The organism is Anaeromyxobacter sp. PSR-1 (assembly GCF_000964525.1).
In the GTDB taxonomy this organism is placed as follows: domain Bacteria; phylum Myxococcota; class Myxococcia; order Myxococcales; family Anaeromyxobacteraceae; genus Anaeromyxobacter.
Genome location: NZ_BAZG01000129.1, coordinates 1 through 12,334, shown reverse-complemented (window position 1 = coordinate 12,334; position 12,334 = coordinate 1). Strand labels below are relative to the sequence as shown.

Genomic DNA, 12,334 nt, shown 5'->3' with positions numbered 1-12,334 from the left:
ACACCCGGCCCACGTCGTTGCGCCCGAGGTCCACCAGCATGACGTGCTCGGCGTTCTCCTTCGGGTCGGCGCGCAGCTCGGCCTCCAGCGCCTGGTCCTCGGCCGCGTCCGCGCCGCGCCGGCGGGTGCCGGCGATGGGCCGCAGCGTCACCTCGCCGTCCTCGAGCTTCACCAGCGTCTCGGGCGACGAGCCCACCAGCGCGCGCGGCCCGTCCTTCACGAAGAACAGGTACGGCGAGGGGTTCACGCGGCGGAGCGCCCGGTAGATCTCGAACGGCGGGAGCGAGGTCTCGGCGTCGAAGCGCTGGGAGAGGACGATCTGCTGGCAGTCGCCGGCGGTGACGTACTCCTTGGCGCGCCGCACCGCCGCCTCGAACTCCTCGCGGCGGACCCGCGGCGCGAGCACCGCCGGCGGCCCGGCCCGGCGCGGGCGGCGGTCGGAGAGCGGCCGCGCCAGCACCGCCAGCCGGCGGCGGATGCGGCGGACCGCGTCGGCGTACAGCGCGCGCGGGTCGTCGCCCTCGTCGCAGCGCACCTCGCAGATGACGTGGAGCGAGTGGCGGCGGTTGTCGAAGGCCACCAGCTCGTCGAAGTCCATGAGCAGGACGTCGGGGAAGCCCAGCTCGTCGGCCTTCGCGATGGGGACGCGCGGCTCGAACAGGCGGACCGCGTCGTAGGAGACGTGGCCCATGAAGCCGCCGGAGAAGCGCGGCACGCCCGGCACCCGCACCGCCCGGTGCGTGGCGAGCGCGGCGCGCAGCGCGGCGATCGGATCGCCCGGGTCGCCGAGCTTCCAGCGGATCACCGCCCGCGGGGCCGCGCCCAGGAACGTGAAGCGCGCGCTCCGCTCCCCGCCCTCGACCGACTCGAGGAGGAAGGCGTGCCGCTCGCCGCGGGAGAGCTTCAGGAAGGCCGAGACCGGCGTCTCGGTGTCGGCGTCGATCTCGACGCGGACCGGGACGGCGCGGCCGGGGCTGCAGAGGGAGAGGAAGGTCTGGAGATCGGGCGTGGTCCGCAGCTCAGCGGACTTGCCAAAGACGCACCGTCATGCCGTCACCCTGCGTGCCGGGCCGGGCACCTCGACGGCGTCCTTGGCCACGATCTTGTTCTGGCGGTCGACGAGGACCACGGTGGGCTTGAAGTCGCGGGCCTCGGCCTCTTCCAGCTCGGCGAACGTGGCGAGGATCACCATGTCGCCGGGGCGGTTGAGGTGCGCGGCCGCGCCGTTGATGCAGATGATGCCCGAGCCGCGCTCACCCTTGATCGCGTACGTCTGCAACCGGGTGCCGCGGGTGATGTTCCACACGTGAACGGCCTCGTACTCCCAGATGCCCGCGGCCTCGAGCAGGTCCTCGTCGATGGAGACCGAGCCCTCGTACTCGAGATCCGCGTGCGTCACGGTCGCACGGTGGATCTTCGCCTTGAAGAAGGTCCGACGCATGGCAGGACTCGTTTACTTACATGGTCGGGTCGGTTCGCGCAACACCCGCCGCCCGCCGCCCGGTCCCCCGCACGGCGGAGCGGGACCCGGTCAGTCGTGGAACACGAAGGAGTAGGCCGCGTCCGCCCCGGTGCCGTCCTCCTGGTCGAAGAACTTGGGAACCGTGACGAAGGCGCGGAGCTTCCCGCTCAGCACCATGTGGATGAGCAGCTGGTCGGCGTTGCGCGCGAGCGGGCGCTGCGCCTCCACCAGCTTCCGCGCGGCACCCAGCGTGAACGCGTAGGCGTGGGTGCAGTGGTGCAGCCCCGCCACCCGCAGGTGGTCGCTGAACGGGCGCGGGTGGAACCGGAGGATCTGCGCGGGGGTCCACTTCATGAGGCGCAGCGACGCGCCCACCAGGTAGGCGGCCTGCTTGGCGCGGTGCCGCAGCGTCACGCGCTCGAAGTTGGACCAGCCCAGGTACGCGAGCTCCCAGTCCTCGGGGAGCTGCCGCAGCGCCTCCGGCAGGACCGCCAGGTCGGGGCCGCGGGGCACGACGTCGTCCTCGAACACCAGCACCCGCTGCCAGCCGTTCTCGACCGCGGCCCGGTAGAGCTGCAGGTGGGAGACGGCGCAGGCGATCTGCCCCTGCGACATGGGCTTCGAGTGGCGCGCCGCGCGGCGATCCGCGGCCGCGTCGTAGCCCTCGGCGGCGAGGCGCGCCGGATCGAGCAGCCGCTTGTCCATCCCCTGGTGGAAGCGGTAGTCGAGCCCGGCGAGCCGCGCGCGGACGCGCTCCTGCCGCTCGACCGCGCGCTCGACCGTGACCACGAAGATCCGGTCGAACGCGCGGTGGAGCGCGTCCCAGGCCGCCGCGACGTCCGGCGCCAGGGCGGGCGCCGGCGCGCCCGCGGCGGGCGTCGCCGGCACGGGTCCGCTAGCGGCGGGCGAGCTCGGCATCGACGACTGCGCGGATCTGCTCGAACGGCACCGCGCCTTCCACCTTCACGCCGTTCACGAACATGGTCGGGGTGGCCTGCGCGCCGATGCGGGCGGCCAGCGCCTGGTCCTCGGCGATGCGGGCGCGGCCCCGGCCCGAGCGCCGGGCCGCGTCGAAGCGGGCCACGTCGAGGCCGATCTCGCGGGCGGCGCGCTCGTACAGCGCGTCGGACAGCTCGCGCTGGCTCGCGAACAGCTTCTCGTGCATCTGCCAGAACTTGCCCTGCTCGCGGGCCGCCTCGGCCGCCTCGGCCGCGGGGAGCGCGTTCGGGTGCATGCCGAGCGGCTGGTGCTTCCAGACCACCCGGACCTTGTCGCCGTACGTCTTCTGCACTTGCGCCAGCGTCGGCTCGACGCGCGCGCAGAACGGGCACTGGAAGTCCGAGAACAGCACGATGGTGACCGGCGCCTTCGGGTTGCCGCGGATCGGGTCGTCGGCGCGGACCGCGAGCCCCTGCACCGGCTGGCCGGCGGGCAGCGCCGCCGGGATCACCGCGCCCTGCTGCGGCGCGGCCGGCTTCAGCGCCAGGTTCGCCTGGCAGGCCTGCTCGTAGAAGCCGGGGCCCGCCTTGCCGCCCTTCAGCAGCGCGTCGGCCTTCTTCAGCTCCTCCTCCACCACCGGGCGCATCCGCTCGAGCGGGAGCGCGCCCACCACCTGGCGGCAGTTGAAGAACATGGTCGGCGTGCCGTTCGCGCCCACGCTGTTCGCGAGCTGCTGGTCGGCCGCGATCCGGTCGGCGCCCTTGCGCGCCGCCACCGCCGCCTGGAACTTGCGCAGGTCGAGGCCGAGCTCCTTCGCGTACTGCTCGTAGGTCGCGGGCGAGAGCGCCTGCTGGTTCGCGAACAGCTTCTCGTGCATCGGCCAGAACTTGCCCTGGTCGCGGGCCGCCTCGGCGGCGATGGCCGCCGGCAGCGCGTTCGGGTGGAAGGAGAGCGGCTGGTGCTTCCACACGATCCGCACCTGGCCCGGGTACGCCTCCTCGAGCTGCTTCAGGGTGGGCTCGACGCGGGAGCAGAACGGGCACTGGAAGTCGGAGAACAGCACCACCGTCAGCTTCGCGTCGGCCGGGCCGCGGGCCGGGTCGTCGGCGCGCAGCGGGACCTTGGCGTAGGTGGCGGGCGGCGCGGCCGGGGGGGCGGCCGGGGCCGGCGCGGCGGCCGACGGCGCGCCGGCGGTCGGGGGCGGCACGGTGCCGGGCAGGAACACCGGGGCGGTCGCGCCGCGCTCGATGGTCTTCGCGTACACCTGCGCGGCCGGCGTGCCGGACCGGACGAGCTGCTCGGCCTTGCGGAGCTCCTCGTCGATCACGGTGCGGAACGCCTCGATGGGCTGCGCGCCGGCGATCTTCCGGCCGTTCACGAAGAAGGTCGGGGTGGCGGGGGCGCCCAGGCCGACCACCAGCTTCTGGTCGCGCTCGATGCGGGCGCGGTGGGTGCCGGACTGCATCGCCTCGCGGACCTTGGCGACGTCGAGGCCCAGCTCGCCGGCGGCCTTCTCGATGGCGGCCTGGTCGAGCGCGGGGGCCGAGTCGAACAGCTTGTCGTGCAGCGCCCAGAACTTCTCGTCGCCGCCCTGCGCCCGCGCCTCCTCGGCGGCGAGCGCGGCCGGCATGGCCTGCGGGTGGAACGAGAGCGGGTTGTGCTTGAACACGAAGCGCACCTTGCCGCGGTACGCCTCCTCGACCTGCTTCATGGTGGCCGCGCCGCGCTTGCAGTACGGGCACTGGAAGTCCGAGGACTCGACGATCGTGACGAGCGCGTCGGCCGGGCCGCGCACCGGCGAGTCGTCGGCGGGCACCTTGTAGACGGCCTTCGGATCCTCCACCGGACGCGCGCGCGTGGGCGCGCCCACGGGCGCCCGGGAGGGCCTGCCGCCCGCGTCCCACGAGCCGCGCCCGACGAACCCGATCGCGAACCCGATGACGAGCGCGACCACCCAGCTCACGTGCTTCATGTGTCCCGTCTCCCTTCCAGCCAAGTCAGAGCCACCGCAGATATCAGGATCGCCCCGGGTGGACAACGCGCCGGCACCTCGCCGCGACGCCAGGCCGAACACCGGACCTTCCGGCGAATTCCCCGCCCCGGGTGTGGGGCCCCCTAGAGGCCGATCCGCGCCACCGCCAGCAGCTGCACCTCACCGTCGGTCCGCCGGTCGTCCGGCGCCGGCGCGCGCCGCGTGAAGCCCTGCCAGCGCGCCACCGCCTCGAACACGACCGCCCGCCCGAACGCCGCCCAGCCGGCCGAACCTTCGGCGGCGGCGTACAGATCCGCCTTCTCCCACAGCTTCAGCACCTCGGCCTGCGCCGACAGGATGGGGCCGGCGGGATACTCCACCGTGTAGCGGAGCCGGGCGGCGCTCGCCGCGTGCACCTGCTCCGACTCGGTGGTCGCGCCGGCGCCGGGCAGGTGCGCGCGCCCGAGGTAGCGCACATGCACCATCTCCACCGGTGCGGCCAGGTAATCGAGGCGCGCCTGGTAGCCCACCGTCACGTTCCCTTCCACCGAGGGCAGCGTGCCGAGCTGGACCAGCGACTGGAGCGCGAGCCCCGGGGCGCGCGCCGCCTCGACGCGGCCGAGCACGAAGCGGAACTCGGGGTAGCCGATCGCCCAGGCCGCCTCGACCTCGCCGTCGGACGGCACGAAGATCCGGTCCTCGCCGCCGGCGAGCACGCGCGCGCGCAGCCGCACCGCCTGCGAGAGCCGGCCCGGGAACCAGCCCTCGGCCCGCGCGCCGACCAGGATCAGGAACGGCGGGTTGTGCTCCCCGCGGTCGATCTCGAACCCGCCGAAGCGCCCGGCGACGCCGGTCGAGAGCCCGGCGGTCCAGCCGTCCGCGTCCCCGGGGGCGGGGAGCGGCTGGGCGGCGGCGGGCGCGGCGGCCAGGGCGGTCAGGGCGGCGAGGCCGAGCGCCGCGGAGGCGAGGGATCGCATGGGCTAGAAACGGAAGCTGGCGCCGCCGCGCACGAGCAGCGGCAGGCCGTAGCGCCCGGCGAGCGGCGCGCCGGTGTCGGCCTCGGCGAACAGCCCGAACGCGCCGGTGAGCCGGACCTCGGTGGAGAGGCCGACCAGCAGCCAGCGCCAGCGCATGCCGTCGCCGCGCGAGTTGGAGGCGTCGAAGGCGACGCGGACCTGGAACGGGAGGCGCGGGAGCTGGTAGCGCGCGCCGGGTCGGAAGCCGAAGTGGGTGTCGGGCTCGAGGCCGAGCGTCAGGCCCGCCTCGAGGCGCAGGCCGGTGTCGGCCAGCTCCAGCCCCGGCACGGCCTCGATCTCCAGGACGCCGGCCTGGCCGTGGTCGAGGCCCAGCTCGCCGCCGCCGCCCAGCGACGCGAGGACGGAGAAGCCGGTCGGGCCCGGCGCCGGCTCCGCGGCGGCGGCCGCGGCGGGGAGGGCGCAGGCGAGCGCGAGCGCGATCGCGAACGGCGCGCGCGCGGCGGCGGCGCGCGCGCCGAGGACGGTGGATGTGCGCATGGCGGACAAGCTACCCCCCGATCGCGCCGGGCTCAAGGAAGCGCCCGGCCGGACCGCCCGTTGCCGCGGCCGGCGCGAGCGGCTAAAGGGAGACGCGCATGGCGCTCACCGAACGGATGCCCGCGCCCGCGCGCACCCTCGACACCTCGGGGCGCCTGTGCCCGTTCCCGATCGTCGAGACCGCGAAGGCGGTGAAGGCGATGGACGCGGGGGCGGTGCTGCTCGTCATCGCCACCGACCCCGGCATCGCGCTCGACATGCCGATGTGGTGCAAGGCGACGCGGAACGAGCACCTCGGGACGTTCCAGGACGGCGCGGCCTGGAAGAGCTTCGTGCGGAAGCGCGCCCGCTGAACGGCGGCCCGCGGCGCGCGCCGCCGGGCCTGGAAGGCGACATGAAGAAGCAGGGCAAGGCGATCGGACTGATCTCCGGCGGGCTCGACTCGACGCTGGCGCTGGCGCTCGTCCGCGGGCAGGGCATCGAGGTGAAGGCGGTGAACTTCTACACCGGCTTCTGCATCACCGAGACGCAGCGCCGGAAGGGCGGCCGCCCCGACGGCACCGTCCCGCAGAACGAGGCGCTCCGCGCCGCCGCCGACCTCGAGGTGGAGATCGAGTACGTGGACATCTCCGGCCCGGGCTACTTCGACATGCTCGTGAACCCGCGCTGGGGCTACGGCGCGAACGCGAACCCCTGCGTGGACTGCCGCGTGTTCATGATGCGCAAGGCGAAGGAGATCATGGAGGCGGAGGGCGCCGACTTCATCTTCACCGGCGAGGTGCTCGGCCAGCGCCCCAAGAGCCAGCGCCGCGACACGCTGCGGATCATCGAGCGCGAGAGCGGGCTCGACGGTCGCCTGCTGCGCCCGCTGTCGGCGAGGCTCCTGCCCCCGACCATCCCGGAGCAGGAGGGGATCGTGGACCGCGAGCGGCTGCTCGACATCAGCGGCCGCGGCCGCACCCGGCAGATGGCGCTCGCCGAGGAGCTGGGGATCTCGGAGTGGCCGCAGCCGGCGGGCGGGTGCTGCTACCTGACCGACGAGGCGTTCTCGCGGAAGTTCTTCGACGTGCTCGACGCGCGCGAGGCGCGGGGCGAGCCGCGGAAGCTGGAGCGCGAGGACGTGGTGCTGCTCTCCACCGGCCGGCACTTCCGGCTCTCGCCGCGCGCGAAGCTCATCGTCGGGCGCACCGAGGTGGAGAACGCGCTGCTCGAGCACCACGTGGAGGGGCGCGCCCGGGTGGAGGCGCGCGACGTGCTCGGGCCGGTGGCCCTGGTCGAGGGCGTGCCGACCTGGGAGGAGCGCCAGCTCGCCGCGCGCATCGTGGCGCGCTACGGGAAGGGCAAGGACGCCGGGCGCGTGGTGGTGGAGTGGCGGGAGGGCGACCTGGTCGAGACCTACGAGGTCGAGCCCGAGCACGACGAGGCGCGCGTCGAGGCGATGCGCATCTAGGCCGCGCGCCGGCCCGCGCGTCCGCACCCGGCGTTGACCGCGGTCAACGCCCCACCGCCGCGTCGGGGCGTCCCGCGAACCACCGGGTTGTCCCGCGCGCCGTTCCGATCGAGCATGGTGGCCCCACGGCTGCGTTTTCCGGGCGCAGTCGAGATTCTCCCATCTCGAGGTGACGCATGGCGGCGAAGCGCATCTACGCCTTCGGCGGCGGCAAGGCCGAGGGGAACAAGGACATGAAGGACCTGCTCGGCGGGAAGGGCGCCGGGCTGGCGGAGATGTCGAACATCGGCATCCCGGTGCCGCCCGGCTTCACCATCACCACCGAGGTCTGCGCCGAGTACTACAAGGCCGGCCAGAAGCTGCCGAAGGCGCTCGAGCCCGAGCTGAAGGCCGCGCTGCGCAAGGTGGAGGCGCTCACCGGCAAGGGCTTCGGCGACCCGTCCGACCCGCTGCTCGTCTCGGTCCGCTCCGGCGCGCGCGCGTCGATGCCCGGCATGATGGACACGGTCCTCAACCTCGGGCTGAACGACGCCACGGTGGAGGGGCTGGCGGCCCGCGCGTCCGATCCGCGCTTCGCCTGGGACAGCTACCGCCGCTTCGTGGCCATGTTCGGCGACGTGGTGCTGGGCCTCAAGCCCGAGCGGAAGGAGGACCGCGATCCGTTCGAGGTGATCCTCGAGGCGAAGAAGCACGCGCACGGCGTGAAGTACGACAAGGACCTGCCGGTCGAGGCGCTGCGCGAGCTGGTGTCCGAGTTCAAGGCGGAGATCCGGCGGCGCAAGGGCGTCGAGTTCCCCGAGGCGCCGCAGGAGCAGCTCCTCGCCGCCATCGGCGCCGTCTTCCGCTCCTGGAACAACGACCGGGCCATCGCCTACCGGCAGCTGAACGGCATCCCCGCCGAGTGGGGCACCGCGGTCTCGGTCCAGTCGATGGTGTTCGGGAACATGGGCGACGACTCCGGCACCGGCGTCGCGTTCACCCGCAACCCCGCCACCGGCGAGGACGAGTTCTACGGCGAGTTCCTGGTGAACGCGCAGGGCGAGGACGTGGTCGCGGGCATCCGGACCCCGCAGAAGATCTCCGAGCTGAAGGAGCGGTGGCCGGAGGTGGCGCGGCAGCTCGAGGCCGCGCGCGAGACGCTGGAGCGCCACTACCGCGACATGCAGGACATCGAGTTCACCATCGAGCGCGGGCGGCTCTACCTGCTGCAGACGCGCAACGGCAAGCGCACCGGCCTCGCGGCGGTGCGCATCGCGGTGGAGATGGCCGAGGAGCGGCTCATCGGGCGCGACGAGGCGGTGCTGCGCGTCGAGCCGGAGGCGCTCAACCACCTGCTCCGTCCGGTGTTCGACGCCGAGGCGAAGGCCGCGGCGGCGAAGGGCGGGCGCGGGCTCGCGAAGGGGCTCCCGGCCGGCCCGGGCGCCGCCAGCGGCAAGCTGGTGTTCTTCGCGCAGGACGCGGCGGCGTGGCACGCGCGCGGCGAGCCGGTGATCCTGGCCCGCCACGAGACCAGCCCGGAGGACATCCGCGGCATGGCCGCGGCGGAGGGCTTCCTCACCGCGTTCGGCGGCATGACCTCGCACGCGGCGCTGGTGGCGCGGCAGATGGGCAAGGTCGCCATCGTCGGCTGCGGCGCGATCTCGTTCGACTACCACGCGCGCACCATGACGGTGGAGACCGCCGCCGGCCCGAAGGTGCTGAAGGAGGGCGACTGGCTCTCCATCGACGGCACCGCCGGCGAGGTGATCGAGGGCCGCCTCGACACGCGGCCGTCGGAGGTGATGGCGGTGCTGGTGGAGCGCAGCCTCGACCCGAAGGACGCGCCCACCTACCAGCGCTTCGCGAAGCTGCTCTCCTGGGCCGACGCGGCCCGGCGCCTGCGGGTGCGGGCCAACGCGGACCAGCCGGACCAGGCGCGCGTCGCGGTCGCGTTCGGGGCGCAGGGCATCGGCCTGTGCCGCACCGAGCACATGTTCTTCGGCGAGGGGAAGATCGGCCCGATGCGCGAGATGATCGTGGCCGAGACGCACGACGACCGCCGCAAGGCGCTCGCGAAGCTGCTGCCGGTCCAGCGCGAGGACTTCCGCGGGCTGTTCCTGGAGATGGCGGGGCGGCCCGTGACCATCCGGACGCTGGATCCGCCGCTGCACGAGTTCCTGCCGCACGAGGAGCAGGGCGTGGCGCAGCTGGCCCACGACACCGGGCGGAGCGTCGAGGAGATCCGCGCGCAGATCGCGGACCTGGTCGAGTCGAACCCCATGCTCGGCCACCGCGGCTGCCGGCTCGGCATCAGCCACCCCGAGATCACCGAGATGCAGGTGCGCGCCATCTTCGAGGCGGCCTGCGACGCCGCCGAGCAGGGCGTGAAGGTCGAGCCGGAGGTGATGATCCCGCTCGTCGCGTCGGTGAAGGAGCTGGACGACCAGGCCGGCGTGGTGCGGCGGGTGGCGGAGGACGTGTTCGCCCGGCGCGGCCGCAAGGTGCGCTACCTCGTGGGGACGATGATCGAGGTGCCGCGCGGCGCGATCACCGCCGGCGAGATCGCGCGCACCGCCGAGTTCTTCTCCTTCGGCACGAACGACCTGACCCAGACCACGTTCGGCCTGTCGCGCGACGACACCGGCCCGGTGCTGCAGACCTACCTCGCGAAGGAGATCCTGCCCGTCGACCCGTTCGTCTCGGTGGACCAGGACGGCGTGGGCGCGCTCATGAAGATCGCGGTCGCCGGCGGGCGGGCCACCCGGCCAGGCCTGAAGCTCGGCATCTGCGGCGAGCACGGCGGCGATCCCGCCTCGGTGGAGTTCTGCCACCGCATCGGGCTCGACTACGTCTCCTGCTCGCCCTACCGGCTCCCCATCGCGCGGCTCGCCGCGGCGCAGGCGGCGCTCCGCGAGCGCGCGCAGGAGAAGAAGGTGGCCGCGGCGGGGAGCGCGAAGCGGGCGCGGAACGGGAAGGCGAAGCCCGCGGGCGCCGCGAAGGCGCCGGCGCGGCGCGCGCGGAACGCCGCGATCGCGGTCCCGCGGGCGCGCAAGGGTGCCGGGCGCCGCCCGAGAGCGCGCGCGTAGCGGAGGACATCGGATCGGGGAGCGTGCCCGGGCGAGGCGGTGGTCCTCGCCCGCACGCTCCGTATTTTGACGCGGGCGGCCGCGTGGGGCACACTGCGCACGTCTCCCGCCTCCGGTCCGATGAAGCACTCCAAGCTCTCCGTCTGGCTCCTCCCCGCGAGCGCGCTCGTGCTCGCGGGACTGGCCGCCCCGCGCCCCGAGCCCGCCCACGCGGCGGCCCCGGCGGCGAGCGCCGCGGCCGGGACCCCTACCTCCACCCCGGCCCCCGCCGAGCGCCCACCGCCGCTCGGGGAGCCCCGCTACGACGCCGCGCTGGGCCGATGGGTCGCGCCGCTCGGGCAGGGGCGGGCGGTGCTGACGATCGACCCGCGGCTGCAGGCGCGCCTCGAGCGCACGCTCGCGTCGAACGCCGTGCCCTGGGGCGTGACCGTCCTGCTCGAGCCCGCCACCGGCCGCGTGCTCGCGATGGCGGAGCACTCCGAGGCCGAGCCCGCGCGCAAGGGGCTCGCGCGCACGGCCATGGCGCCCGCCGCCAGCATCTTCAAGATCGTGACCGCCGCGGCGCTGCTCGAGCGCGGCGTCCGCCCCGACGACGAGGTCTGCTACCACGGCGGCAAGCGCCGCCTGCAGCCCAAGCTCCTCGCCGACGATCCGCGCCGCGACAGCCGCTGCATGAGCCTCACCTCCGCGCTCGGCCACAGCGCCAACGTGGTGTTCGCGAAGCTCGCCGGCCGCGACCTCGGGGCCGCCGAGCTGCGCACCGCCGCCGGCCGGTTCCTGTTCGGCGAGCCCATCCCCTTCGCGCTGCCCGTGGACGTCTCGCCCGCGCCCATCCCAGACGATCCCTTCGAGCTCGCCAACACCGCCGCCGGCTTCGGCCCCGTGCGGCTCTCGCCGCTGCACGCCGCGCTCCTCGCCGCCACCGTGGCGAACGGCGGCGTGTTCGTGCCCCCGTCGCTGGTGGAGGAGGCCGACGGCGCCACGCCGCCCGTGCCCCCCGCGCCGTGGCGCGTGATCGACGAGCAGGTCGCCGGCGCGCTCGCCGACGCCATGCGCAGCACCGTGACCGAGGGCACCGCCCGCAAGGCGTTCCGCCGCGGCGGCCCCGGCTCGCTCCGCGGCGTGGAGGTCGCCGGCAAGACCGGCTCGCTCACCCATCCGTCCCCCTACCGCGACTACTCGTGGTTCGTCGGCTACGCGCCCATGGACCGCCCCGAGGTCGCCGTCGCGACGCTGGTGGTGAACGGCCAGAAGTGGCGGACCCGCGCGACGGCCGTGGCCCGCGAGGCGCTCGAGGCGTACTTCGCGAACCGGGTGGCCAGCGCCGCCGCGCCCGGCCTGCGGACCGCGAAGGCGCCCGCGCCCTGATTCATCCCGAGCGCCGCCTGCCGGCGTAGGCGTCCACGAGCGCGTCCCCGAGGACCCGCCGGGCTTCCTCCAGATTGTGCCCCCGGCAACGGATCCGGAGGTTCTCGACCGTCGAGGCCCCGCCGAGCGCCCGCGGCACGACGTGGTCGAGCTCGAGCTGATGCGTGGAGCCGCACGGCTCGCCCGAGGCGAGGACGAAGGTGCACCGCCCGCCGTCCCGCTCCCAGACCTCGCGCCGGACGTGGGCGGGGATGTGGTCCCGCCTGGAGGGACGAACGTTCTTCCGCGGCTTCGCCGTGAGCCCCTTGCGGCGTGAGCGCTCGGAGAGGAGCAGGTCCAGCGCCGCCTCGAGGACGTCCTCGCGGGTGGCGCCGGGCATGGAGTGGGAGAGCGCGTCCCGGGCGGCGTCGAGCTTCTTCAGGAATGCCTTGGACACGGTGAGATGCATGCGGGCCTGATCGGAGGCGAGCCAGTCCACCGAGCTGGGCTTCGCGACCGGTACCGCGACGCAGGCCGCCTGCGGAACCGGCGGGGCCGGATCGGTGGCAGGCGACGCGGGCGGCG

Annotated in this window: 11 protein-coding genes; 4 read left to right on the top strand and 7 right to left on the bottom strand. The window is 74.3% G+C overall.

The window, feature by feature from the left end:
- The 6 genes from PSR1_RS16595 to PSR1_RS16570 form a co-directional block, all read right to left on the bottom strand.
- Positions 1-907, bottom strand: a 907-nt coding sequence (locus PSR1_RS16595; RefSeq protein ID WP_237758070.1) for an anthranilate synthase component I family protein, incomplete at its 3' end; no start/stop codon positions are given.
- Between the two features lie 138 nt (positions 908-1,045).
- The gene (gene panD / locus PSR1_RS16590) at positions 1,046-1,441 is read right to left on the bottom strand and encodes an aspartate 1-decarboxylase (protein ID WP_011423097.1); all 396 of its coding nucleotides are present in this window, start codon (positions 1,439-1,441) and stop codon (positions 1,046-1,048) included.
- A 90-nt stretch (positions 1,442-1,531) separates the two neighbouring features.
- Positions 1,532-2,350 (bottom strand): glycosyltransferase family 25 protein, encoded by an 819-nt coding sequence (locus PSR1_RS16585; RefSeq protein ID WP_237758068.1) that lies wholly within the window; start codon positions 2,348-2,350, stop codon positions 1,532-1,534.
- 7 nt (positions 2,351-2,357) lie between these two features.
- Positions 2,358-4,373: a thioredoxin domain-containing protein gene (locus tag PSR1_RS16580; protein ID WP_059438578.1), complete on the bottom strand. Its 2,016-nt coding sequence runs from the start codon at positions 4,371-4,373 to the stop codon at positions 2,358-2,360.
- Positions 4,374-4,516: 143 nt separating this feature from the next.
- Positions 4,517-5,350 carry a hypothetical protein gene (locus PSR1_RS16575; protein ID WP_059438577.1) on the bottom strand — a complete coding sequence of 278 codons (834 nt, stop codon included), beginning with the start codon at positions 5,348-5,350 and terminating at the stop codon, positions 4,517-4,519.
- Between the two features lie 3 nt (positions 5,351-5,353).
- Positions 5,354-5,887 (bottom strand): hypothetical protein, encoded by a 534-nt coding sequence (locus PSR1_RS16570; protein ID WP_059438576.1) that lies wholly within the window; start codon positions 5,885-5,887, stop codon positions 5,354-5,356.
- A 98-nt stretch (positions 5,888-5,985) separates the two neighbouring features.
- Here PSR1_RS16570 and PSR1_RS16565 point away from each other — a divergent pair, with 98 nt between their 5' ends.
- The 4 genes from PSR1_RS16565 (at position 5,986) to PSR1_RS16550 (ending at position 11,770) form a co-directional block, all read left to right on the top strand.
- Complete coding sequence (locus tag PSR1_RS16565; RefSeq protein ID WP_059438575.1) at positions 5,986-6,240, top strand: sulfurtransferase TusA family protein; 255 nt, start codon at positions 5,986-5,988, stop codon at positions 6,238-6,240.
- Positions 6,241-6,281: 41 nt separating this feature from the next.
- Positions 6,282-7,337: a thiamine biosynthesis protein gene (locus tag PSR1_RS16560; protein WP_059438574.1), complete on the top strand. Its 1,056-nt coding sequence runs from the start codon at positions 6,282-6,284 to the stop codon at positions 7,335-7,337.
- A gap of 176 nt (positions 7,338-7,513) precedes the next feature.
- Positions 7,514-10,402 carry a pyruvate, phosphate dikinase gene (gene ppdK / locus PSR1_RS16555; protein WP_059438573.1) on the top strand — a complete coding sequence of 963 codons (2,889 nt, stop codon included), beginning with the start codon at positions 7,514-7,516 and terminating at the stop codon, positions 10,400-10,402.
- Between the two features lie 120 nt (positions 10,403-10,522).
- On the top strand, positions 10,523-11,770 hold the full coding sequence (locus PSR1_RS16550; RefSeq protein WP_059438572.1) for a penicillin-binding transpeptidase domain-containing protein: 1,248 nt from the start codon (positions 10,523-10,525) through the stop codon (positions 11,768-11,770).
- 1 nt (position 11,771) lies between these two features.
- Here PSR1_RS16550 and PSR1_RS16545 read toward each other — a convergent pair.
- On the bottom strand, positions 11,772-12,334 hold a 563-nt coding region (locus tag PSR1_RS16545; protein ID WP_160309031.1), incomplete at its 5' end, for an HNH endonuclease.